Here is a 25267-nt window from a genome sequence, read left to right on the forward strand (position 1 = left end):
TCAACCCTAAAGTTCAATAGCCAACTCCGCACAAAAAAGCCCGATAAGCTTTTTCAGCTTACCGGGCGCCGTTACTCAATATAGCATTTCGTTTAAGCTTTATGAGCGGAAGCTACCGCTTGCGCGGCTTGTTCTCCATCTCCGGCTTGCGCCGTGGCCGGGCTGGCCGCTTGGTTGGTGGAACGCAGCGGCAGTTCCTTCAGGAACAGCACCAGGATAAACGCCAGGAACAATACCATCGTCCCGGACAGAAACACGGTGGACAAGGTATTGCCAAGGGCGTCGCGGATGCTGTCGATCATTTGCGCAAACAACGGCTGAGCGTCGGTCGGCAGGGAAGCCTGCGTTTGTTCCAGCAGCGGTTTGTTCATCAACGTCTGCGGATTGGCAAAAGCCATCATTTGCTGAGTCATTTTAGGATCCATTTTGCTGAAATCCGCTCCTGCAGAGGATTGCAGGGCTGTCAGAGACTCTTTCAGGTTCCGGGTCAAATTATTGGACATGACCGTCCCCATCACCGCGACCCCGATCGTACTGCCCAGGTTACGGAACAACTGCAGAGAGGCGGTGACGACGCCAAGCTCTTTATGCGGCACGGCATTTTGCGAAGCCAGCGAGAAGACCGGCATCCCAAGGCCAAGTCCCAAGCCGAACACGATCATACTGAGAATTGCGGTCGGCACGCTGTTCATGAAGACCATGATCCCCATGCCGGCAACCATAATCGGAATCCCGATCATCGCATATTTTTTATATTTTCCTTTTTTCGCAATAAGCTGTCCGGTTACCGCACTGGAAATAACCATAACGATCGACATCGGCATCGTTACATAACCGGCGTAAGTCGCGCTAATTCCAAGCACGCCTTGGACAAAGAACGTTAGGTAGATCAAAGCGCCCATCATGCCAAAGTACATGATAAAACCAGTCAAATTGGAGATCGTTACGACTCCGTTCCTGAACAAATGAAGCGGCAAGATCGGATTGCTGACTTTCGACTCCACAATAACAAAGATCAGCGCCGATACGACGGTCGCCCCCAGCAATCCGAGAATTTGCGCGGAACCCCAAGCGTATTCGGTTCCCGCCCAGGAGAAAGCAAGCAGTAAAGGTACAACCGTCGTTGTAATAAACACCGAGCCCAGATAGTCGATTTTTTGCGGTTGAAGTCCGCGCTCCATTTTCGGGAACAGCGCGAGAATCATAACAAAGGCAACGATCCCAAGCGGGAGGAAAATCCAGAACAGCCAATGCCAATCCATATGGTCGACCAAATAGCCGCCAAGCGTTGGTCCAAGTACGCTGGAAAAACCGAAAATCGCCGTCATGAAGCCCATCCATTTGCCGCGTTCACGCGGCGGGAAGAGGTCGCCTACGGCCGTAAACGCCGTGGATTGAATAATACCGGCACCGATCCCTTGAATTCCGCGGAAAGCAATAAAATGAAAGACATCCGATGAAGTCCCGGTTAGAAAGGCCCCTAGCATAAAGAGCAGAATCCCGATTAACAAAAAAGGCTTACGTCCGTAAATATCGGACAGCTTGCCGACCAGTATAGTTGCGATGGTGGAGGTCAGCAAGTAAATATTGATCGTCCAGGTGTAGTAGTCCATCCCGTCGAGGATCGAAATGATCCGCGGCATGGCCGTACTCGTGATCGTTTGGTTGATGGCGGCAAAAAACATCGCGGCCATAATGGCGATCATGATTGTAATTTTGCGTTTCATCGTCAGGTGTTCCATGTAGGTCTCTCATCTCCGTTTTATTTTTGTTCTATATTTGAAAGCATGACACTAAAAATCCGCCGTAAGTGTTCCAGATCTTCCTCCTGCAGCATGTTGAAGATACGATCGATCATCTCTTTCTGGCTTGCCGTAATTTTCTGGATGACTTCCTTTCCCGGTTCCGTGATGGTGACAAGCACTACCCGGCGGTCGTTTTCCGCGCGCTCACGCCCCACGTATCCTTCGGTAAGCAGCCGGTCGGTAATTCCCGTGACGGCCGCCGAAGTGATGCCAAGTAAATCCGCCAGCTGGGACACTTTTTGCGCGCCGGACGTATTCAAGATGTACAGCAGCTTATATTGAGGAAAGCTTAAATTAAACTCTCCGCGTTTGTTCCATTCTTGGGTGATCGCTTTAATCAGCATCCTGAACATCGAAGTGACCTCAAACAGTTCATCGCTACGGACCAATATTTTCACCTCCGGCGCTTTCGGGAAGACCGATGCAGTTTGATCGATATCTTTGTCCTAAATAGTTAAGAAATAAAATAATAACTAGTTAAATATTAGAGCCTTGAATAATATAACGCAAGGCCAAGAAATCGTCAAGGCGTATTATATGTAAGAAAAAGCTGTTCTCTGGCCAAAAACGGCCGGAAGAACAGCTTTCTTCATTAGTTTCTTTGTTTTTTTTACCGGGGGGGAAGATCTGGCCGGTTAATTCTCCAGAAATACCGGAAGGATCGAAAGCTCGAAATCGAATGATTTTTCCGCCAGCTGGTAGGCTTCAGCCAGCTTCGGACCACAGGAGTTCGAGCCGACCCCGCTCATTTTGTAATCGATCGACACGATCGTTTCCTCGCGTCTTGCCAGCTCATAGGTATGCTTCGCTTTCGTCAAATCCTCCGGTGTATAATGCAGCGCCTGGAACGAGAACGGCTGAAGGGCTTCAAAACGTAGGCCCATGCCAAGCTCGCTTGCCACATTCGCCCATTCGGTTCCGAAACGGGAGCCTGTTTCCTGCGGCATCACATAGGTTTCACCCATGTCGTCCACGGAAAGAACATACTTCCCTTTACGGACGCTTGCCCGTTTGTCCACATAACTTTCATGCGGCCCGTATCCAAAATATTCGACCTCTTCGTTTCCTTTAGGCATCGTAAGCTCCAGCCCAAACCGCGGCAGGAACGGAAGCACTTCTCTCACCTCGACTTTGGCCGCCAGCTTTACTTCGCCGGAAGCAAGGAAGCTCCACTCCGCCTGTCCCCGCGCGAAAGGAGTCCGGCTGTATCCGCCAAGCGAGAAGTCGGTTTGCACCAGCACCGAGCCATCCGGCCGTTGTTGCCACTTGCCGCCGTACACCTTCATGAACGCACGGTCCAGCCCCGCTTCTTCCCATTCCTTGCGAATGTTCATATCATTGTCCATCGGCGCACGCCAAAGGTTAAACCGGGCCGGCGCTTCAAGCAGACGTACGCCATGCTTCGAAAGATCGCATAAGGTTCCGGCGTGCAGATCGAATACATGCTCAAAATCGAAGCCGGTTATGGTGAGTAAGCCGTTTTCGTTTTCGGAAGCCTCCATAAATCCGGAGCGATCGGCGACAATCGAACTTACGCCCGATTCCACCTTGGCTGCGGCTTGACCCGCAAGTTCAAACTGGGCGAAGGCGATTTCATACCCCGCTTCGGCAAAGCGGTTGTCCAAGTGCTGCCGGACGGAGAAGGTCAATACAACCGGGCCGTTAAGCTCTTGAAGCGCCCGGTAAGGAACCGTGAAAGCCTGCGTCTTGCCTGGAGCGGCTTCAAGCGGTCCGGCAAGTCCTTGATCCGCCAGCTCCCCGCTGCGCTCCAGCTTCCAATGAATCGATAGATGGGTTAAATCGATGAAATCATAGCCATTGTGAATCAGGAATGTTCCATGCTCCAGATTCTCAGCGTCAATCCGTACCGGGGCGATAACTTGCTTGAGCTCAAGCAGCCCGGTATGCGGTTTGCGGTCCGGCGAAACGAGACCGTCGATGCAGAAGTTTCCATCGTTCGGCTGATCCCCGAAATCGCCTCCGTAAGCGAAATAATCTTGGCCGTTCGGCGCTTTGACGGCGATGCCGTGATCGCACCATTCCCAGACACAGCCGCCCATCAACTTCGGATGCGCATAGATGGCATTCCAATAATCCTGCAGATCGCCGGGACCGTTCCCCATCGCATGGCTGTATTCGCACAGGAACAACGGTTTTGTGTTGGACTCGTCCAATGCGTACTGCTCGATTTCTTGCACGGTTGCGTACATGCGGCTGTTCATGTCCAGGCAATCCGTACTCGCATCGCTATGGTAAACGTGAGCCGCCCCTTCGTAATGCACCGGTCTTGAAGCGTCGCGTGCTTTGGTCCATTCCGCCATGGCGATGTGGTTCTCGCCGTAGCCGGACTCATTGCCCAGCGACCAGATCACGATGGAGGCATGATTTTTATCCCGTTCGACCATGCGGATCGCCCGATCGAGAAACGCCTCGCGCCAGGCGGGATGGGTGGACAATTTATGGAACCACTCGCTGTCCCCCGTCTGAGTCACGCCATGGCATTCCAGATCCGCCTCGTCAACCACGTAAAAACCGAATTCGTCGCACAAATCCAGAAATCTCGGATCGTTCGGATAATGCGATGTACGAATCGTATTAATGTTGTGCTGCTTCATCAGCTTCAGATCCTTGACCATATGGCTGACGGGGATCGTCTGGCCAAGCCGCGGATGCGAGTCATGCCGATTGACGCCTTTTAGCTTAATCGCCCGGCCGTTCACCATGAAAACGCCGTCTACGACTTCAACCTTTTTAAAGCCAACCTTAAATGAAAGTACTTCTTCCCCGGCATGCAGCATCAAATGATACAGCCGCGGCTGCTCGGCATTCCATAGGAGCGGCTGCGGAACCGCCAGTTCCAAAACTCCGCTGCCGTCAATCACCGCCGAGCTTTGCATGACGGTCTCCCCCGAAGGGCCGAGCAGCTCCGCCTTAACTTCAAGCGAACCCGTCGTTTCGATTTCCGACCGCAGTGTGCCAGCGCACAAATCCTCGGACAACAGCGGTTTGTTAAATACGTCGCGGACATGAGCCTTGCTTCGCGAGAGCAAATATACATCGCGGTAAATCCCCGAGTAGCGCCACAAATCCTGATCCTCCAAATAAGTGCCGTCGCACCATTTCAGCACGAGCACAGTCATCCGGTTGCGCCCGGCCCGCACATGCGCGGAAATCTCGAATTCCGCCGGAATCCGGCTGCCTTGGCTGTAACCGACAAAGCTGCCGTTGACCCACAGATAAAAGCAGGCGTTGACGCCTTCGAATACCACATAAGTTTCCCGTTTCGTCCAATCGTCCGCCAAATTGAAGTCCCGCGCGTATACGCCGGCGGGGTTATTGTCCGGAACGAACGGCGGATCGTACGGAATCGGATAGCGCACATTGGTATAGTGCAGTTGATCGTAGCCGTTCGTTTGCCAGCAGGAAGGAACGATCAACTCGTCCCATCCGCTTGCATCCGCGCCTTCCTCGAAGAAACGATCCGTAACTTCGCGCACGCTGCGGTGGTAACGGAACTTCCATGAACCGTTCATGGTTTGATAGTAAGGGGAATTCCCGCGTCTTCCGGTTTTGGCCGCTTCGGCGCTGCCGTACGGAATATAGGAAGCCCTTGCGGACTTGCGGTTGACATGCAGGCGGGAGGGGTCTTCCCAGTATTTGTCCAGATTGATCATCTTCCACACTCCTTGATAAGTTTGCTCTAATTATAGATGTGAGATATAATCGGGCGGAAGCAACAAACCGGACAAATTGCCGCACAAAATGGACAAACGAGGTGTTCCCCTTATGCAGCTTCTCCCGTTGAAAAGCAATCTGAATCATCCGTTCATGCATCTCCTTCCCTTATCCGTTTATACCGTAGGCACGGAAATCCAGCCTCCAATCACACGGATGCTGGGTTTTTCCGCCCATCAGTTATTTTATACTTTCTCCGGTTCGGGACGGTTCCGCACCTTCGCAACCGATAAGGACAAATGGGACACCCTCGGACCTGGGCAGCTGTTGTTCATCCCCGCCGGATGCGCCCATGAGTACATGGCTTTCGGGGAAACGCCATGGTTCGTCGGTTACGTGACGATGCTGGAGAACTTCGGGAACCTGCTGAGCCATTGGGGATTCGGGACCGAACCTCGCCTGTTGAGTCTGAGCGACAGTTCTCTCTTCACGGACCCTCTGGACGAAATCTGGCGGCGGTCCGGAAGCGACCACGATCCGTGGCGGACCACGGAACTGCTCATTTCCCTGCTGCTCGCCATTATGAAGGATACGGCCGGCACAGGTCCGGACTCCGGCGACCGGGAGGCCTCCTCCGTTCAGTCGGGCAACCCGCCCGCCGCCTCTTACCGGGAATCGGCGGTCGATATCGCGGTCCGGTTTCTTCACGACCATTTAAACCGGCCGATCACCATCGCCCAGCTCGCCGGACATGTCGGGTATTCGCAGAAGCAGCTCACCCGCTTGTTCAAAGCATCGATCGGCAAAACGCCGCTGCAGTATCTGCACCTGATCCGGCTGCGATCCGCCCAACTGCTGCTGCACGATCATCCCGATCTGACGGTGAATCAGGTAGCCTCTTATGTCGGCCTTGCCCCCGAATATTTTTCCCGGCTTTATAAACGCGAGTTTCACACATCGCCATCGGGGGAAAGGGAGAATAAAACATAAAAGAGATTGCCCGAGAAGATAAGTTCGACGAAGATCCGGGTGTGAATTTCAAGAAATAATCTGTAACGGACCGAAGAGACGCTATTTGCCCGAAAAGGGGGAGGTTCAAACTCTAACGAATCTGAGAGGCTTTATTCAAGGAAAAAACGGCTGATTTGCTGGCATTGGAGAGTAATAACGACTGTGGAGTCCGTTAGAGCGGAGAATCGACGAAAAATGCGGAAATAGCGTCAATACGATTCGCTACGGGGGAGGGACGGCGATCCCTGGTGCTAAACATAGACGGGACGCTTTCAACGAAACTGTGCCGATGCTATGCAGTTCCATGTCCCGTACTATAATGAAAAGAGGGCCGTCCAAAGTCATTTATGATGACTTTGGACGGCCCTTTTTAATCTTCCGTTTATTCACGAAGACAGTGTCTCTTTATGCCGCTGCCGGTGCCGCGCCTGGCGGACCGAAAGCAGCAAAATCAATAAAGTAGCAACAACGAGTGCAAGGCTGATGACGAACACCGCCCGAAAACCCGGAATTGCCTTCTCGCCCGCGATTTCTCCGGCCAAGCTTCCCTGAACCAGCAGCGCACCGCCGACAGCCGTTCCGAACATCATGCCCAGATTGCGGGAAAGAGCGAGGATGCTGCTGATAAGCCCCAAATTTTCGTTTCCCGCCCGGCCCATGACTAAACTGCTGTTCGGCGGAGTCACCATGCCCATCGTCAAGCCAAGCAGCACAATCAGCGCGATCAACAGCAGCAGAGGATAGGATGTCGTCAAAAAGCCAAGCGCCGCAAGGACGGCCCCCATTCCCAGCAGTCCCGCCGACAGCAGCGGCAGCGATCCGAGCTTGTCCGACCAGCTGCCGAAAATCGGAGAGGCGACAATGAGCGCGAGCGGATATCCCATCATGATGAATCCTGCCACCGCGGGCGGAATGCCGAGCTCGCTTCGAAGGAAAACCGGCAGCACTAGTTGGGCGGAAAAGGCGGACATGTAGGTGACGACCGTGATCAGAATTCCCGCGTTCATCCCCGGATCGTTAAACATCCTGAGCTGGATGAAAGGGGAACCGCCTATGTTTTTCACCGTTTCCTTATCCCAGCGGGCAGAAAGGCACCAAACCGCAAATCCGGCGGACGAACCCACGAACAAAACCAGCAGCAGAACCACCGGAAAGGAAGTCCAGCCCCAGAGCGAGCCCAGGTTCACCGCTCCTACTAGGCCGCTTAGCGAGCCTGCAAACAGAAAGGCACCGGCGATGTCGACATGCCCTTTTTCCTCCGGCACATCTTTAGGGATAAAGCGCTCGGCGAGTACCCAAGCAACTATCGCCACTCCCGCCAGCATCCAAAAGTTAGCTCGCCAGGAGAACCACTGGATCAGGATGCCTCCCAAACTGGGACCGATCATGGAGCCTGCGGCGACGAAGGTGCTGATGAGCCCCAAAGCTTTTCCGCGCTGCTCCCGCGGGAAAACCGATACGATCAGCGCCATGTTCGTGGCTTGATACATCGAGGCCCCAACGCCCTGCACGACCCGAAAAGCAACCAGAACGCCCAGTGAAGGGGCAAAGGCGCAGCATAGCGCCCCCGCAGCAAATGCAAAGTACCCTAAATTGTGGACGTTCCGGCGTCCGAGCATATCCCCCATTTTCCCCATGACCGGCAGCAGCACCGAAATAACCAGTAAATAAGCGGTAACTACCCATTGCGCGGCGGAAAGGGCGACACCGTATTCGCGTGCGATATCCACGAGGGCGATGTTGAACATGCCGGCCGATAAATTGGACAGAAAAGCCCCGGTGCAAATGATGTATTGAACAATGGCTGCGGGCTTACCGTTCAAGGGTAAGCGTCCCTTCCTTGCTGCGTTCCCATAGGGAGACGACTTCCGATACGTCCGTCACCACGCCAAAGTAGCCGGCGATATTTTTGAGCGTCATTTCATGGGCCTGCTCCGAATAAGAAGCGCAGGCATCCCGCAGCAGAACAACGTGGTAATCCAGCATAAAAGCGTCCCTTGCCGTCGATTCCACACAAACATTCGTGCTGACGCCCGTCATGATGACCGTCTCGATTTTTAGGCTGCGCAGGACGGAATCAAGCCGCGTATTGATAAAAGCGCTGTACCGATGCTTGTTGACTACGATCTCGCCCGGCTGCGGAGACACTTCGAAAAATTCCGCTCCCCAGGTGCCGGTCCGGCAAACCTGCGCCGACCTTCCGGAAGAACGCGTTCTCCAGGCTTCGGAATCGGTCGCATCCTCATGAAAAGTCTGGATGAACAGGATCGGCACCTCATACCGTCTGGCTTCTTCCAACAGACGGTGCAGACTCGGCATCATCCGGCTGACGCCGCTGACGTCGCTTCCCGCCTTGCCCAGAGAACCCTCCGGATGGCAATAATCGTTCTGCACATCCACCACGACGATCGCCGCTTTGCTAAAAATCAACTTTTGCTCCAAATTGGACATATACATTCACCTCTTATTTCTGCTCGGATTTACTTACAAACTGCATATCGACCAGCTTGTCGTAAGCGTAGTCTCCCTTAAAAATACCGGTCGTGATCAGCACATCCATGTCCTGCTTCACGCCCTTTTCGCTGATGAAACCGTCTGGGCTCCAGAGTTTGTCCTCGTAAGCCCGGTCGAGGGACGCTTGAATCGCGTCTTCAGATAAGGTCGGAAATTCCGCCTTCATATCCTTCATGGCCAAATCCTTATCGCTCGCCACCGTTTTCAAAGCTTCGATGATCGCGTCAGTGAATTTCTGCACCGTTTCGGGATCTTTTTCAATCGTCGATTTTTTCACGCTGAGTACGGAATACGAAAAGTCTCCGAAATCATGGAACTTGTAAATCGGCTCGCCCCAGACATCCTTGGAAATGCCGTCGCTGATCTGCGGTTCGGCGCCGTTGCCGATCTCCGCCGCGCCCTGCTGAACCATGGTCACCACAGTGGAAGCGTCGGCCGGCTCGAGCAGCGTGACGTCCTTCTCGGGATCAAGCCCCAATTTCAGCAGAAGGTAGCGCGTCAGAAGGTTTGGCGTTCCGCCGTGCCGCCCTGCATTGATCTTCTTGCCTTGGAAAAACTCCTTCAAATCCGCTTCGCTATCGCTCTTCGGGGCCAAGCCTTTCTTGGCGACCAAATACACGTTAGCGCGGTTGACGACGTTGACGACCGAAACGATCGGGTCGGAGTTCTTGTTATTGGCCAGCGCGTTGGATTCCACCCCGCCGATGACACCCCAGGCATCGCCGCTGACCACCGCGGTGACATGCGCTCCGCCCGTGGCTTGAATCACCTCGACATCCAGGCCCCGCTTCTTGAAATATCCTTCCCGCTGCGCCAAATAGAGCGGCAAATATCCGGTGGAATGAACCGGTTCGGCAATGACAAGCTTTTTGGGCTCCCCGCCGTCCGCCGAAGCTTCCGCCGTTTTGCCCGTACCCGTTTTGCCGCCGCAGCCGGCCAGCAGTCCGATTAGGAGCGCCAAAGCGAGCCCCGGAGCGAATAAACGCTTGAATCTGTTGTTCATGGTTTCTCCCCCTCAAATCTTGGATTATGTTTATAAAATCAGGCGGTGACGAAAATCCCCGGGAAACTCCCGTTCCTACTTGGCCCCCAGCCCCTTGGAGAGCCACTTCTCCAGCAGCACGACGCCAAAATACATCAGCATGGACAACACGGACAAAATAACGACGCCGACCCAAACGAGATTGATGTCGAGAATCGTGCCGGCGTACATGATCATCCGCCCGACGCCTTTGCTGGAGGCGATAAATTCGCCGACGATCGCTCCCGCAAGCGCCAGTGCGATGTTGATCCGCAGGCTGCTGATGATCCATGGCATCGACCATGGAATCACGACTTTGGTGAACACCTGCCAGCGCTTCGCCCCCAGCGAATACATCAGCTTTTCCATGTCGGGATCGACGCTTTTTACCCCGCTATAGGCGGACAAGGCGGCCACGACGACCGTCATGGAGAACGCCAGCGCCACTTTGGAAAAGAAGCCGATGCCGAGCAGAATGACGAGAATCGGGGCCAGCGCCAATTTCGGCATCGCGTTGAGAATGATCAGGTACGGTTCGCTGATACCCGCATAGCCGCGGGACCACCAGAACGACAGTCCCAACAGAGCGCCGCACAACGTCCCGAACACGAAGCCAAGGATCGTCGAACTTGAAGTATAGCCGATATCGGTCAACAGCGTGCCTTCCGTCATTTGCGTCCAGGTCGTTTGCAGGATCGCGCTCGGGCTGCTCCAGTAATAGGGATCAAGCAAACCGATGCGCGTAAACACCTCCCAAAAGATAAACAACAGCACGGCCACGGCGGCACGGCCCCATGTCACAATCCGGGCCCGCTTTCGCTTCGCCGCCTCCTCGTCGTGCACCAGCGGCTTCTGCTCCGTCCTGACCGCCGGCTTGCTTCCGGCCTCCGCGGCCACCGAATGAATCACAAAAGCGGAATTGCGTACAGTTTCCATTTCTGCTCCCCCTCCTAAAAATTGTGCAAACCCATCTTCCTATCTATGATTAAGGGATGAAGGCGCAGCGCCGGCATTTCGTCAAAGCGCGTATTCCTCCTCCGTATGTCCCGCCGAAAGCTGATCCAGCAAATGATGCTTCAGCTCCATGAAATCGGGTGAGGTCATATCCTCCGTTTTCCGCGGCCGTTCCATAGTTACGGTGATTTTCGTTTTGACCCGGCCCGGGCGGGACGAGAAGACGTAAATATCGTCCGACAGGTAGATCGCCTCATCGATATCGTGAGTCACGAAGAGCACCGTCTTGCCGAAGTCGGTCCAAATTTGCAGAAGCCAATTTTGCATCGTCAGCCGGGTCTGGGCGTCCAGCGCGCCGAAGGGTTCGTCCAGCAAAATAATGTCCCGGTCGTACAGCAGCGTTCGCAGCAGGGCCGCCCGCTGTCTCATCCCTCCGGACAGTTCCTTCGGGTAATGCTTGTCGAAGCCTTTCAAGCCATATTTCTCCATGAGCGGCAGAGCTCGTTCCACCGCCTGTTTTCTCGGAACGCCCCGCACCTCCATGCCAAGAATGATGTTGTCCAGAATGGTCCGCCAAGGCAGCAGCATGTCCTTTTGCAGCATATAGCCGACATACCCCGTTTTGCCCACGATGTTCTGCCCGTCGGCGATAACTTCCCCGGTCGAAGGGGGAATCAGTCCGGCAATGATGTTGAATAGTGTCGACTTGCCGCAGCCGCTGGGGCCAATAATGCTGACGAACCTTCCTTCCTCAATCGTCAAATTCGTCTCCTGCATGGCCGGAATTTCTTTGCCTTCCCGCCGAAACCATTTGCTGACACCGGAAATTTCGATTTTGTGCTGCATCGTTCTCTTCCTCCTTCAGTTTTTTTGGAATCTGATGGTATAAAAAAATCGCCAGTCCGGTTCCATGGCGCACTTATGACGATGCGCTTTCGGGTACCAAACTGACGATGGGCCGGCTCTCTTCGATTAACGGAGTTCCGGCGGATCCTTCAGATAAAGTTCAACGTCGCGATCCAAGACAACAATCGTACCGGACAATTCGGTCTCCGCATCGTAATCTTTGAGTACAGCGACAATATTCAATTGAAATTGCTGTTCAAGCGCGGACCGGATCTCCTTCTTGAAAATCTGGAACAGAAGGTAATCCAGCTGTCTTGTCGATTGCTGGTGGTTCTCGTCCAGCAGCTTCAGAATCGGCACGCGTCCATTCAGCGAGAAGATAATAATCTTGTTGCCGATAAAATCCACCTTCTGCTGCTTGACGCCTACATTGAAAATCCGTTTGTTAATGGCATTGTAAGTCCGCAAAATTTCCTGTTTGAGCTCTCCTGCGCTGGAAACCATACCACACACCCCTCTTATGTCAGGTTACATATCATATCAATGGGTGTGAACCTTAAATCTACTAATCTTGTGTTTTATTATAGGCAAATTCACAACCTTGTCAACCTTTTTCGCGTGAATATAAGTAACATTAATTATTCGATGGTCAATTTATGTGACATATACATGACACGAATTTTTATTCCTATTTTCAAAAAAGTGATCCTGGTCAAGAATAAGATCCCGGCCGGATGTTAAGCTAAATCCAGATCAATAACCAAGGAGGCAATAACCGATGGAAAAGAAAAACTTGAGCGGCTTGCTCGATTACCAAAACGAAAAATTCACAAAACGAATCGCCTTTCAAAAAGGAGAAAGCGTCGTGTTTGTTTTAAACTTCATGCCGGGACAGGAGTTGCCAACCCATAAGCATCCCAATACGGACGTATATCTGCTCGCGCTCGAAGGAAACGGAACGGTGACGGTTGACGGAACCGAAACGGAAATGGCTAAAGGAGATATCGTTCATCTGGACGGCGAAGAAGAGTTCTCCTACCGCAACAGCGGAACCGGGCCCGCCAGCTTGTACGTCGTTCTGACCAAAGTTCCGGCGCCCGAATACGCGCAAAACATCTGAACAGGCACTCTCTTTGTTGCCGCCACAATTCAAAAGGCCGCGCTCAGCATGCTCGCTGAAACGCGGCCTTTCGTATAGAAGCCGATAACTATTCGGGTTGAACGATGCTGCTTGCTTTCTCCGAACGGTACGCGGCTTCCATCAGCCGGGTCAGCTCAACGGCCGTATGAATGTTATCCACGGCATCCGTCCCGTTTCGGATATGATCGACCCATTGGCCAAACGCGCTTTGCCGATTCTCCGGAACCGGCAGCTCATGCCACTCCCCGGCATACACTTCTCCTTTTGCCTGGGTCCGCACCAGCAGCTTCGCTTCCGGCGTTCCGTACAGCAAGGAACCGTCGGTGCCGTGAATCTCGATCGTAAACGGAGAAAAGCTATTGACAAACCCCGTTTCGGCGATGCCTACAGCACCCGAATCCGTCGCAAACGTCACCACCGCGTTATCTTCCACGTCTTTTCCCGTCACATAACCGAAATGGGCGGATATCTTCACGGGGGCTTCTCCCAGAAACAGTCTGGTCAAATACACCGGATGGCAGCCAAGATCGATCAGCGCTCCGCCGCAGCATTCCTTCGGATCATAAAAATACTCCGGGAGCCAGCCCGCAGTCGCCCCATTATGCGACAAACGCACGCGCACCTGAGTCACCCGGCCGAGAAGACCTTCTTCCAGCACGTTTGAGATCGCCAATGTATACCCATCGTTTAACCGAGGCAGGGATACCATTAGCTTTACGTTATTTTTTTGCGTTTCGTCCACGATTTCCCGTGCTTCCCGAAGCGTCGCCGCCAGCACCTTTTCCGTAAAAATATGCTTGCCCGCGCGCGCCGCCGCCACCATAACCTCGCGGTGAATCCGCGTCGGCGTATCGACGATCACCGCATCAATGCCGCTGTTCAGCATTTCCTCCAGCGACTCATAATACGGAGCCCCTACCTTGGCGGCCTCCGTTTTGCCCCGCTCGGGATTTTCGTCCCACACCGCCGTAATTTCGGTATCCGGATGAGCCAAAGCTTCCTTCGTATAATCCCACGCGTGCACGTGCCAATAGCTGATCATGCCGATCTTTAATGTCGCCACCGTCATCTCTCCTTATTGTACTGGATTTAGAGCGTTTTCAATTCAACTGAAGAAGATTCAACTATATTATAATAGAATATATGTCCAAGCGAAGGAGCGAATTCATGCATATCCATCATTCCCTTCGGCCTTATGCCGTCATGATTCCCGTTTTTGCATTGCTGCTTTGGCTAACCGGCTGTGCCGCTCCCGAGAAATCGGGCCAACCGCAAAATACGATCGCCGCAAACACTGCTGCAGCCGGACAAACGTCGCCGCCGCCGGAAGCTCCAAAAACGAATGAAGCTCCGGTTCCTCCGAAAACCGCAGAAAACTCAAACCAAGCTTCCAGCCCTGCTCCCGGTTCATCCGAGCCTGTGCAACCGCCGCAATCCAAACCTGACGAAACCGCTCCTCCGGTTACGAAAAGCCATAACCTGCCCAAAGGCTTTGTCTATCTGGACGAGGTGATTCCGGACGCGGAATACGAGATAAGGTACTACAGCGAGCATAACTTTACCGGGAAGCCGATTCCCGGATACAAAGCTCCGCTTGCCGTCATGGCTTCCCAAGCGGCCGAAGCGCTCAAAAAGGTCAACGATGATTTGGAGAGCCAGGGATACCGGCTGAAAATTTTCGACGCCTATCGTCCGAAAAAGGCGGTAGCTTTCTTTATCGCCTGGTCCAAGGACCCGAAAGATACCCGGATGAAGTCCGAATTTTACCCTAACACGGACAAAAAGGACTTGTTCAAGGCCGGCTATCTATCCACGAAATCCGGACACTCCCGCGGAAGCACGGTGGACCTTACCATCCTCAGCCTCAAGACGGGCGAAGAAGTCGATATGGGCGGAAGCTTTGATTTGCTGGACAAAGTCTCCTATCAGGGGGCGAAAGGGATCACCGAGGCGCAAACCGGCCACCGCGACATTTTAAAAAACGCGATGGTCAAATACGGGTTCAAGCCGTACAGCAAGGAATGGTGGCACTTTACGCTGATCGATGAGCCCTATCCCTCAACCTATTTTGATTTCGATATCGAATAAGTCCAATCAGTTAGCTTACAGTTTCAGGCGATAAACCGCCTTGTTCTCCAGCCCGCGGATAAACGGCGTCCATTCTTCGTTATCCGGCGTGGTGTCGAGCGCATCCTCCACCATCTGCAGCTTGGCGTCCAAAGCATCGATATGATGCAGGGCCACGGCTTCGGCCAATTGCGGCTGGACCGGACTCCCCCATTCTCCCAGGTTGTGGTGAGACAACACCAGATGGTGCAGCGCCAGCACCTTGGGCGAGTCCAGGTCAATACCGAGGCGAAGCGCCGCTTCGGTGATCCAGTTGGCCGCCATGGAAATATGGCCGACCAGTTTCCCCTGCACGCTGTACTCGGATACGATGCCAAGCTCGGCGATCATTTCCTCCGGCTTGGCGATATCGTGCAGAATAATGCCTGCCTTCAGAAGATCGGAATTCAGAAACGGCCGCTGCCGGCACAGAAAATCCCCAAGCTCCAGCATCCGTACCAAATGGTAGGCAAGCCCGGCGTAATAGGCATGGTGATGCGTTTTGGCCGCCGGGTAATGCTTCAGCTTCTCTTCGACTTTTCCTACGCAGAATGTGACGATCGCCCGGATCTCCTCGTCGGAAATATCCGCGATCACTTGATTGATCGTATGAATCAAATCCGTCGCCGATATCGGAGCCGAACGGATGAAATCGGTCAACGCCACGCTGTCCTCCGCCTTGGCCGGCCGGATTTGCATAATTTTGACCTGCAGCTTCTCCCGGTACAAATGGGCGATGCCCTTCACTTTAACCAATCCCATCGGGAAAAACGTTTCTTTATCCGTGGGCGAGGCATCCCAAAATTTCGCGGAAATTTCCCCGCTGGAATCGCACAGAACAATATCGAGATAATCTTTGGGCGGCGTACCGTTTGTTTGTTTAACCGCCAGCTCCTTCAATAAATAGAAACCGACAAATTCTTCCTGGTTCGCCAGCTGTTTGATGAGTGTCACTACAAATTCCCCCATACCAATGATAGATTCATTATACTATCAATCTATTCTTTAAGCATCGCGCAAAGCACCTGGGGAATTTAGCTTAGGGATGCCTGCTTCTCGACGGCGCCCAGCTCAAAAGCGACCTTTGGCATGCCGTAAACGACGGAGGACTTTTCGTCCTGTCCGATCGTCCGCGCCCCTTTTCTGCGCAAGGCGAGTAGCCCTTTGGCCCCGTCATACCCCATGCCGGTCAAAATGACGCCGATTGCTCCGCTTCCGCACTCCTTTGCCGCCGATTCGAACAGCACGGCAATCGATGGGCAGTGCCCGTTGACTTTATCGCCCTCAAGGCACTCCACCTTGTACCGCTCGCCTGCCTTTCTAAGCCGCAAATGCCGGTCGCCTGGCGCGATCAGCACGACTCCCGGCTCTACAATATCGCCGGTGCAGGCCTCCTTAACTTTAAAATGCGCGCTCTGGTTTAAACGATCGGCAAGCATTTTGGAGAACACCGGCGGAATATGCTGGACGATCACCATGCCCGGCGTGTCGGGCGGAAGCTGTTTTAAAATATGGGAGATCGCTTCGGTTCCTCCCGTTGAGGCGCCGATGGCGATAATGTGGTCGGAACGAAAGGGCTGCACGGCAAGAGGTTGGCTCTGGGGCGATCTCAATGCGGCGGCATGCGAAACATTCATTTTTGCCGCGATTCTGATCTTGCCCTGCAGCTCGTGGATAAAGGACTCCACGCTTTGGGGCGATCGGGTATCCGGTTTGCACACAAAATCGACCGCCCCCGCGTTCAAGGCTTCAAACACAGCATCGCTCATCGTGCTGACTACGATAACGGGTAAAGGGTACTGCGGCAGCAGCCGGCGGATAAACTCGATGCCGTTCATTTTCGGCATTTCAACGTCGCAGATCATAACGTCCGGGCGATGTTTCAGAATCTGATCGCGGGCGTCGAACGGGTCCACCGCTTTGCCGACCACCTCAAGGCCCGGGTCGGATGATAACCCTAGACCCAGCACTTCACGGTACATCATGGAATCGTCGACGATCAGCACGCGCATTTTTCTATTGTTGGCCAACAGAATCCCTCTTTTCCCTGAAGTCTTATTCTTTGCGGTATACGGCCGGGAGAACGTATTTCAACGGCGTTATTTCCCGCTGCAGCGATTCCGAATGTCCGATGAACAAATAACCGCCCGGCTCCAAATGTTCGTAAAATTTATTGACCAAGGTTTCCTTGGTGAAGTTGTCGAAATAGATCATGACATTTCGGCAAAAAATCACATGAAATTTACGCTTAAAGGGAAACGAAGGCTCCATTAAATTGAATTTGCGAAAAACAACCTCTTTTTTGATCGAATCTTTCACCGCAAACTGGCTTAGTCCGTGGGGCCTGAAGTACTTTTTTCTCCACAAGGGCGGCAGTGAATCGACTTCTTCCGGACTGTATAAGCCTTTTTGCGCTTTGTCCAAAATTTGGCCCGAAATATCGGTGGCCAGCACTTTCGCATCCCACAGCGGCTTGTTTAGCCCCAAAAATTCATCCATGATCATGGCAAGCGTATAAGGCTCTTCGCCCGAAGAACAACCCGCGCTCCAAATCCGCAGGTCTTTATCTTTGACCGTGGCTTCCAAAAAAGGCAGCACGCAATCCTTAAAATAATGAAAATGATCATTCTCGCGCATGAAAAAGGTGTGGTTCGTCGTAATTTTATCCACCGGTGTCATAACGGCTTCGCCGGTCCAGTCGGAGACGATATAGTCAAAATATTCTTGAAAGCTGCCAAAATGCATATCGAGCAGCACATGCTGAAGCCTGCCCATCACGAGGGCGCGTTTTTCCTCTTTTAAATGAATTCCGTAATTCAAGCGGACATAGTCCGCGATTTGTTTGAATTCCCGATCCGTAATGGAGATCACCATCAAAACCACCCCTTTGTCGTAGCCAAAAAAGCCCCCCGGTGTTTAATTCACCGGGAGGCTTCTGAATCCTTCTAGCTGAGGCAAGTGGTCTCTTATCTGCCCGCGTTCTCCAGCGCAGATTTGATCGCATCCACAACTTTGCCGGAAACGGCTTTCATGGAATTGGTATCGCCGAATGCTGCCGGACGGAAAGCATACTTATGCATAACACCCGTCGTTGGAGCTTCGATTTCCGCTTTCACGGCTTTTTCGTCGGCGCTCAGTTGATCGTCCGTTTTGATTTTGCCTTTGGCATCCAGATAGAATACTTCCATCTTCATGGGTACGTTATTCTCGATAGTCACCATGACATAAACGGATTTGTCGGCATTGACGCCTGCGTAAATGCCGTTTGTGAAAGCGGCTTTGTACGGTTCGGCGACTTCCGCTTTTTTGTAGGCTCTATCTACAGCATCCTTGAATGCCGCGCTGCTGCTGGAAGCACCCGTAACAACGTCAACTTTCGCAGCTTTGTCTCTGGTTCCCGCATAGAGGAAATCTCTCGTAAGGATCGGAATGGCTTTGATGACTTCGGCATAAGCCGATTGACCGCGGTCAACCATGTCAACGCCGGCGCGAACCAGTTTCAGGCCAACGATAACGCCGTTGCGGAGTGTTACGTCCGCTCTGTTCGTGCCTTTGTCGTAAGCATCGCCATAACCGGTGAAGGTACCGTCTTTATAGTTGCTTTGAACCTTCGACGCATTTGCGAGCGCATCGTCGTACGCTGCTCTTGCCGCAAAAGTCAATTCTTCGGATCCCGAAATAGGAGCGATCTTGTCGCCCTTCTTCGTGAGACCTTCAATCAGCTTGGCAACGACGGCATTTTGATCGTCGGTCAGCTTGTCGCTGGCGATCAATTTTTTGTCTTCGCCAAACAGATTTATGGCAACGTTCGTTACTTTGTCCGCTTTAAGATCGATCAGGACTTGAATTTGGCTGTGGTTATCCACGCCGCCAAACGTACCTTCGAAGTACTTGCTGCTGTCAGCAGGGACTTTCAAAGCTTTTTCAAAGGCTCTTTCCACCGACTGATTCCAGCCATGGCTGCTTTCCGTCGCGCCGGTAACAGCGTCTACATTACTGTAGTTTTGGATGTAAGAACCGTTGGCGAGCAATTTGGCAACCATAGGAGCGTTGGCTTTAACAACTTCAGCGTAAGCGGTGTCGCCTCTGTCGAGAAGATCGGAACCCAATCTGTACAGTTTAACGTCAACCAGCTTGTCGTTTCTAATGACAATATCGGCTCTTTCTACGCCTTTGTCTCTGGCCGTTCCGTAAGAGGAGTAGAAGCCGTCGATGTATTTCGTGCCATTATCGATTTTAGCGTTTTGTTCGGCATCCCGATAAGCGTTGATTGCCGCTTTGTAGTCCGCTTCATGACCGGCTGCAGGAACGGCGTTTACGCCTCTGTACAGCAGTTCGTTTGCGATAGCGTAGGTCAGCTTTTGCTGATCGACCGTCATGGCGTCGCCTTCGATGGCATTGCCGGATTTATCGAGCGGATACACCTTTACGCCAATGGCTTTGGTTTTGTCGAAATTGATATATACCATGTACTTGCTTTCAGGGTCTACACCCATATGCTCTCCGGCAAAATAAGTTTCGCCTTCCGGTTTTTCCTTCAACGCTCTGTCAAAAGCCCGGTCGACGGCAAGCTTCCAGCCGTTGCTCGAGCGGGTAGCGCCAGAAACGACGTCCACTTTGGCTGCTTCTTCTTGCGTTTTGCCAAGCAAGCTTTTCTTCATTGGCTCATAGGCCATCCAAACGCCGCTATAATTGAAGCGGGCATCTCTATCGATCAACGTAGGGCTTGTTCTCAAAAGGTCAAGAGCGGCGATTTTGCCGTTTTTGATCGTAACCTTTGCGCCTTCAGTCCCTTTGTCGTATGCGTTGCCGTAAGCAACATACACACCGTCGTTGTAAGGATTTTCGTCTTTAACGACCGGTTTGACAACTGGAGCCGTTGGCTTTTGAACAGTTGTTTTGGCCGGGGTCGTAGCAGGCGCTTTCGTAATTGTTTTGGTTGGTGCTTTTGTTGGTGCTTTTGTTGGTGCTTTTGTTGGTGCTTTTGTTGGTGCTTTTGTTGGTGCTTTTGTTGGTGCCTTTGTTGGTGCCTTTGTTGGTGCTTTGGTCGGCTCTTTTGCCGGTGTTGCCGGTGCTGCTTCTTCCGAAGCTGCCGATACGACGTCGATGTTCGAAATTTTCAAAGCCGACGTATCCACCGTAAGAGCCAATGATGATAATACCAAAGTTGCGCTTACCGTCAAACAAATTAGCTTCTTCACGTGCAATCCTCTCCCTTGTCGAAATCCCCAAGCTATGTAAGTCCATAACCGGCTAAATCAATAAACTTGCTCCCCCAATTCTTCTCCCTTGCTCAAAATAAACACTCCACTTCTGAGCAATTACGCGCCTCCCCTGTCTCGTTACAGCTGAAACCGCTTCAATTTAAGTGAATTAATTCACTTAAATTAGTGAAAAGATTCACTTAATGAAGGAAAATCTTGCTGTAAACGGTTTCTACTAATATAAATTATATAATTGAAACGCATCTGTACGGAAAATCACAGGGGCTGAAATATATGTCACTTTGCTCTCCGAATACCAAAAAACAAGCGGGCAGCCAGGGAATACTCCCTTCCGGCTGCCCTTGTTCACGCCTTCAAACCGGCTGAATCAGATCAGATTACCGATTGCGATCCATGTGATGAATCCGTAGTTGACATGGCTATCCTTCCAGCGGGTGATTTCCACCGTTGCCTTATCTGCCGTTTGGTCTTTCAGAGAGGCATAAAAGGCGGAATGATTCGTCATGGCGACGATGACGTAATTCGGGCTCGGGAAAGACTCCTCGAATTCGATCGTAATATCAACGGATTTCTCATCCCGCTGCAGCAGAAAGGCCGCCATCCCGAATTGCTGTATGGAATGCTGGCCGGGCAGAGTCTGCACCGGGGTGAAGTTCAGATGCTCAAGTTCTACCGCTGCCTGCTCCAAATGGCGGGACCCTATCGAACTTGGTGAAAGATGCTCGCTCTGCACCGCAGCCGGCGTCAAATGATGGCTTAAGACGGAGGCCGGCTGCAATTGCAGCGGACCGACGGAATTATTCGCCAGCGCCTCCGCGTTTACCGCGGACTTCAGCAGATGACTCGAGCCGATCGAAAGGGGTTGAATGTCTGCACCGCTAATCCCTTGTTCAGGAAGCAATCCTTCACGCTGCAGTTCATCGGACAGATGAGCTGCCACTACCGCACCCGGCCGGATATGCGAGGACTTGATCGCCGCTTCCTCGATATGCCGCCCTTCCACGCTCTCTTCCGCCAGGTGGCGGGACTCTACGGCCGCATCCGCCAGATGTCGGCTTTCGATGGCGGACGGTTTCAGATGCCCACCCTGCACGGATTGCGGCTGCAGGTGCGAAGCGCCTACGGAACCTCCCCGCAGCACCGCTTCATCCACCGCTCCGGCCTGCAAATGCGTTCGTCCGATAGACGACGGCTGAATATCCGTACCTGAGATCCCACCCTCCGGCAGAAGCCCGCCCTGCTGCAACTCTGAGGATAAATGGTCGATCTCGATCGCTCCTGGCCGGATATGCCAGCCCTCCAGCACTGCCTCGCCGATATGCCGCCCTTCCACACTCTCTTCCGCCAGATGGCGGGACTGTACGGCGGCATCCGCCAGATGTCGGCTTTCGACGGCCGACGGCTGCAAATGGCCTCCCAACACGGATTGCGGCTGCAGATGCGAAGCGCCCACAGAACCGCCCCGCAGCACCGCTTCATCCACCGCTCCGGCCTGCAGATGCGTTCGACCGATAGACGACGGCTGAATATCCGTACCTGAGATCCCACCCTCCGGCAGAAGCCCGCCCTGCTGCAGTTCTGAGGATAAATGGTCGATCTCGATCGCTCCTGGCCGGATGTGCGAGCCCTCCAGCACCGCTTCGCCGATATGCCGCCCTTCCACACTCTCTTCCGCCAGATGGCGGGACTGTACGGCGGCATCCGCCAGATGTCGGCTTTCGACGGCCGACGGCTGCAAATGGCCTCCCAACACGGATTGCGGCTGCAGATGCGAAGCGCCCACAGAACCGCCCCGCAGCACCGCTTCATCCACCGCTCCGGCCTGCAGATGCGTTCGACCGATAGACGACGGCTGAATATCCGTACCTGAGATCCCACCCTCCGGCAGAAGCCCGCCCTGCTGCAGTTCTGAGGATAAATGGTCGATCTCGATCGCTCCTGGCCGGATGTGCGAGCCCTCCAGCACCGCTTCGCCGATATGCCGCCCTTCCACACTCTCTTCCGCCAGATGGCGGGACTGTACGGCGGCATCCGCCAGATGTCGGCTTTCGACGGCCGACGGCTGCAAGTGGCTCCCTTCAATGGAACCTGCCCGCAAATGCGAAGGACCTACGGAGCCGCCCCGCAGCACCGCTTCATCCACCGCTCCGGCCAACAGATGTGCGCGCCCGATGGACGACGGCTGAATGTCCGTACCGCTGATGCCGGTTTCCGGAAGCAGACCTTCCCGCTGCAGCTCTTCGGACAGATGGTTAATCGTCACTGCTCCCGGACGGATATGCCGGCTCTCAAGTTCCGCTTCGCCGATATGCCACCCTTCCACGCTTTCCTCCGCCAGATGGCGGGATTGTACGGCGGCATCCGCCAGATGCCGGCTTTCAACGGCTAACTGCTGCAGGTGGCTCCCTTCAACGGATTCCGCCTGCAAATGCGAAGCGCCTACGGAACCGCCGCGCAATACCGTTTCATCCACGGCTCCGGGCTGGAGATGCGTTCGCCCAATGGACGACGGCTGAATATCGGCCCCCGCGATTCCGTCTTCCGGCAAAAGTCCGCTCCGCTGTACTTCGGCCGATAAATGCCCGATGCCGATCGAACCCATTTGGATGTGTCTTGATTCCAACACGGCCTTGCCGATATGTTTGCCTCTGACGCTCTCTTCTGCCAGATGACGGGGCAGCACTGCGGCGTCCGCCAGCGCTTCCGAGGTTACGCTGCCTTGCTGAAATACACGGCCGGATACGGCCCCGGACGCCAGATGCTGTTCTTCAACCGCGCCGTTTTGCAAATGCGCAGAGGTTACGGAATCAACCGAAAGATGTTCCGGTAGCACCGCACCATACTCAATTCCCTCCGATTGAACGGCTCCCGGCGCCAGATGCCAAGATTGCAGGACATGAGGCATAATTTTGGAGGCGACAACACTGCCTTCCGCCAGCTTGGCGGAGGTTACTGCCAGATCGCCAAGCTTATCGGTGGTTACGCTCTCAGGCGAGAGCTTTAGTGAAGTCACGGCATGATCCTGCAAATGCCTGGAGAACACGGAGCCGGTACCGAGATGCTCTTCATTGATGGCACCCGGCTGTACCAAGCTGCTTTTGATTATGTTCGGCGTAAGATGCGCCTGCTCGATCGATCCGGCTGCAATATGAGAGGATACGATCTGATGGCTTCCAATCGAAGGTCCCGTTACGGCTCCCGGCGCAATGGAGCGGCTTGTGACGCTTCCGGCCGCCAGCTTATCCGTGGTCACGCTGTCCGGCCCGAGATGCTTTGCTCCAACGGCTCCCGCCGCCAAATGTACCGAATCGACCGTTCCTTCAACGATCTTCTCGCCCGTGATCGAATCGGCAGCCAGGTGCCACTCCTCAATCGCTTCCGTCGCAATGTGCTTCCCTTGAACGGAATCATCGGCCAAATGCATGCTTGTCACCGCAGCTTGAGCCAGTTGCGGACCGTGAACCGCCGATTTGGCCAAATGACGAGTCAGCACCGCCTCATCCGCAAGTTTGCTCGGCAAAATACTTTGATCGGCGATTTTGGATGAAGTGACCGCTTGTTCTACGATTTGCGATGTTCCGACGGCCTGATCGGACAGCTTGGTGGAGAGGATCGTTTTATCAGCCAAATGCCGGCCTTTGATTTCACCTTCCCCGATCTGATCCTGTCTGACGCTTCCGGGCTGCAAATGCATGTTTTCGATCGCCCTGGGAGCGATATGAACGGACTCGATTGCCTGGGAAATGATGTGGGAGGAAGTAATGATGCCTTGTTCAAGCTGTTCCGACCCTACGCTGGCGTTAGCCAGCAGCTTTTTGCCGATGATGCCGGGTGCCAGATGGTTCACCGTAATGGCGTTTTCCGCAAGATGCCGGCTTTCGACCGCCCCGTCCTGCAGCTTGCTTCCCGTAACCGCTCCATCGCGAAGCTTCAAGGTCGTGACCGATTCGTCGGCGAGCTTCGAAGAATCCACCGCTTCGTTGGCCAAATTTACGGAATTGATCGCGCCGCTGCGGATTTTCTCGCTGGTTACCGCCTGATCCTGAATCAGGTTGGCCGTAACGATCCATTCGCTGAGGTGGCGGCTTTCGATCGAACCGTCGGCCAATTTCTCCCCGGCGATAACGCGGTCGGCCAGTTTATCCGAAGTAATGCTGCCGTCCGTAAGCTTCTCACCATCAATCGAACGGTCCCGAAGCGATTTCCCTTCGATGGAACCGTCGACCAAATGGGCGGAGGTTACGGATCCTGGAGCAATTTTGGAAGAAGTTACCGACAAATCCGCAAGCTTAATGTTTTGAACCGCATAATCGGCGATCCAGGACGTTCCGATGAGACCGGGTTGAAGCCGTGAAGCATCAATCGTATGTGGAGCGATCTTGTTCCCGGTCACTGCCGAGTCCGTCAAATCATCCGTAAAAATAATGCCTTGGCGGGAACCAGCCGTCTTCTTCTCATTCAGGAGAATCTCCTCAACGATCAGGGCTCTGGGATCCTCCGCCGCCTCAGATTCAAATTCCTCGCCGGTTCCAGCCTCATTGGAAGGCTCCGCCGCTTCCGGAACGGGCAGAACTTGCGGCGCGGACTGGTGAATCAAGATATCCTTTTCCTCCGCCGACCTTCTCCAATTCCCTTCATCCAATAATTTCAACTCGTTTTTATCCGGATTATCCACATAGTAGAGTGATCTTCTCGCTCTGCCGGATTTCGTGGTTTTGATCTTTTTCAGGGCCGCTCTCTCCTTTACCTCAAGATGATCATCTTTGGTATCATATGCGGAGGAATGGGCACTTGTCACAGCCGTTTAGCTTAAGAATTGCGTCCGACAACGCAAAATAACCCCCGCAATTACGGGGGTCATCAGAAGAAGCTTGCAGATTAATGATCGAGTTCAAGGAAGCGTAGTTTGGGGTACATATCCCTTTTCCATGCTGCAGTCCCCGGGAAGCTTAATGAGATCCGCATTCGA

The 25267-nt window shown here is 53.5% G+C and carries 19 protein-coding genes; 4 read left to right on the forward strand and 15 right to left on the reverse strand.

Annotation, left to right across the window (positions count from 1 at the left end):
- Positions 1-92: 92 nt before the first annotated feature.
- The 3 genes from ACI48K_RS10200 to ACI48K_RS10210 all read right to left on the reverse strand — a co-directional run bounded on the left by ACI48K_RS10200 (position 93) and on the right by ACI48K_RS10210 (position 5479).
- The gene (locus ACI48K_RS10200; protein ID WP_475027497.1) at positions 93-1742 is read right to left on the reverse strand and encodes a DHA2 family efflux MFS transporter permease subunit; all 1650 of its coding nucleotides are present in this window, start codon (positions 1740-1742) and stop codon (positions 93-95) included.
- 20 nt (positions 1743-1762) lie between these two features.
- The gene (locus tag ACI48K_RS10205) at positions 1763-2203 is read right to left on the reverse strand and encodes a MarR family winged helix-turn-helix transcriptional regulator (RefSeq protein ID WP_475027498.1); all 441 of its coding nucleotides are present in this window, start codon (positions 2201-2203) and stop codon (positions 1763-1765) included.
- A 237-nt stretch (positions 2204-2440) separates the two neighbouring features.
- Positions 2441-5479 carry a glycoside hydrolase family 2 TIM barrel-domain containing protein gene (locus ACI48K_RS10210; protein ID WP_475027499.1) on the reverse strand — a complete coding sequence of 1013 codons (3039 nt, stop codon included), beginning with the start codon at positions 5477-5479 and terminating at the stop codon, positions 2441-2443.
- A 112-nt stretch (positions 5480-5591) separates the two neighbouring features.
- On the opposite strand from ACI48K_RS10210, the gene ACI48K_RS10215 reads away from it, so the two are divergent.
- The gene (locus tag ACI48K_RS10215; protein WP_475027500.1) at positions 5592-6470 is read left to right on the forward strand and encodes an AraC family transcriptional regulator; all 879 of its coding nucleotides are present in this window, start codon (positions 5592-5594) and stop codon (positions 6468-6470) included.
- A gap of 407 nt (positions 6471-6877) precedes the next feature.
- Here ACI48K_RS10215 and ACI48K_RS10220 read toward each other — a convergent pair whose 3' ends face one another.
- The 6 genes from ACI48K_RS10220 to ACI48K_RS10245 all read right to left on the reverse strand — a co-directional run bounded on the left by ACI48K_RS10220 (position 6878) and on the right by ACI48K_RS10245 (position 12330).
- A complete protein-coding gene (locus tag ACI48K_RS10220; RefSeq protein WP_475027501.1) occupies positions 6878-8314 on the reverse strand; it encodes an MFS transporter in 1437 nt (478 codons plus the stop codon).
- Positions 8304-8942, reverse strand: coding sequence for a cysteine hydrolase family protein (locus ACI48K_RS10225; protein WP_475027502.1), 639 nt, complete (start codon positions 8940-8942; stop codon positions 8304-8306). The genes ACI48K_RS10220 and ACI48K_RS10225 overlap by 11 nt, the downstream gene beginning before the upstream one ends.
- 13 nt (positions 8943-8955) lie before the next feature.
- Positions 8956-10008 (reverse strand): ABC transporter substrate-binding protein, encoded by a 1053-nt coding sequence (locus ACI48K_RS10230; RefSeq protein ID WP_475027503.1) that lies wholly within the window; start codon positions 10006-10008, stop codon positions 8956-8958.
- A 75-nt stretch (positions 10009-10083) separates the two neighbouring features.
- Complete coding sequence (locus tag ACI48K_RS10235) at positions 10084-10962, reverse strand: ABC transporter permease (protein WP_475027504.1); 879 nt, start codon at positions 10960-10962, stop codon at positions 10084-10086.
- An 81-nt stretch (positions 10963-11043) separates the two neighbouring features.
- Positions 11044-11826: an ABC transporter ATP-binding protein gene (locus ACI48K_RS10240; RefSeq protein ID WP_475027505.1), complete on the reverse strand. Its 783-nt coding sequence runs from the start codon at positions 11824-11826 to the stop codon at positions 11044-11046.
- Positions 11827-11952: 126 nt separating this feature from the next.
- On the reverse strand, positions 11953-12330 hold the full coding sequence (locus ACI48K_RS10245) for a Na-translocating system protein MpsC family protein (protein WP_475027506.1): 378 nt from the start codon (positions 12328-12330) through the stop codon (positions 11953-11955).
- A gap of 274 nt (positions 12331-12604) precedes the next feature.
- On the opposite strand from ACI48K_RS10245, the gene ACI48K_RS10250 reads away from it, so the two are divergent.
- Complete coding sequence (locus tag ACI48K_RS10250; protein ID WP_475027507.1) at positions 12605-12946, forward strand: cupin domain-containing protein; 342 nt, start codon at positions 12605-12607, stop codon at positions 12944-12946.
- A gap of 88 nt (positions 12947-13034) precedes the next feature.
- On the opposite strand, the gene ACI48K_RS10255 is transcribed toward ACI48K_RS10250, so the two are convergent.
- Positions 13035-14009 (reverse strand): Gfo/Idh/MocA family protein, encoded by a 975-nt coding sequence (locus tag ACI48K_RS10255; RefSeq protein ID WP_475027591.1) that lies wholly within the window; start codon positions 14007-14009, stop codon positions 13035-13037.
- Positions 14010-14134: 125 nt separating this feature from the next.
- On the opposite strand from ACI48K_RS10255, the gene ACI48K_RS10260 reads away from it, so the two are divergent.
- Positions 14135-15055 carry a M15 family metallopeptidase gene (locus ACI48K_RS10260; RefSeq protein WP_475027508.1) on the forward strand — a complete coding sequence of 307 codons (921 nt, stop codon included), beginning with the start codon at positions 14135-14137 and terminating at the stop codon, positions 15053-15055.
- A 15-nt stretch (positions 15056-15070) separates the two neighbouring features.
- On the opposite strand, the gene ACI48K_RS10265 is transcribed toward ACI48K_RS10260, so the two are convergent.
- The 4 genes from ACI48K_RS10265 to ACI48K_RS10280 all read right to left on the reverse strand — a co-directional run bounded on the left by ACI48K_RS10265 (position 15071) and on the right by ACI48K_RS10280 (position 19899).
- Positions 15071-16027, reverse strand: coding sequence for a 3'-5' exoribonuclease YhaM family protein (locus tag ACI48K_RS10265; protein WP_475027509.1), 957 nt, complete (start codon positions 16025-16027; stop codon positions 15071-15073).
- Between the two features lie 80 nt (positions 16028-16107).
- A complete protein-coding gene (locus ACI48K_RS10270; RefSeq protein WP_475027510.1) occupies positions 16108-17103 on the reverse strand; it encodes a protein-glutamate methylesterase/protein-glutamine glutaminase in 996 nt (331 codons plus the stop codon).
- Positions 17104-17128: 25 nt separating this feature from the next.
- A complete protein-coding gene (locus ACI48K_RS10275; protein ID WP_475027511.1) occupies positions 17129-17947 on the reverse strand; it encodes a CheR family methyltransferase in 819 nt (272 codons plus the stop codon).
- A 92-nt stretch (positions 17948-18039) separates the two neighbouring features.
- Positions 18040-19899, reverse strand: coding sequence for an FMN-binding protein (locus ACI48K_RS10280; RefSeq protein WP_475027512.1), 1860 nt, complete (start codon positions 19897-19899; stop codon positions 18040-18042).
- A gap of 109 nt (positions 19900-20008) precedes the next feature.
- On the opposite strand from ACI48K_RS10280, the gene ACI48K_RS10285 reads away from it, so the two are divergent.
- Positions 20009-20314: a hypothetical protein gene (locus tag ACI48K_RS10285; protein WP_475027513.1), complete on the forward strand. Its 306-nt coding sequence runs from the start codon at positions 20009-20011 to the stop codon at positions 20312-20314.
- A 351-nt stretch (positions 20315-20665) separates the two neighbouring features.
- Here ACI48K_RS10285 and ACI48K_RS10290 read toward each other — a convergent pair whose 3' ends face one another.
- The gene (locus tag ACI48K_RS10290; protein ID WP_475027514.1) at positions 20666-24973 is read right to left on the reverse strand and encodes a WIAG-tail domain; all 4308 of its coding nucleotides are present in this window, start codon (positions 24971-24973) and stop codon (positions 20666-20668) included.
- Positions 24974-25267 lie beyond the last annotated feature (294 nt).

This window comes from Paenibacillus terrisolis (genome assembly GCF_056171975.1).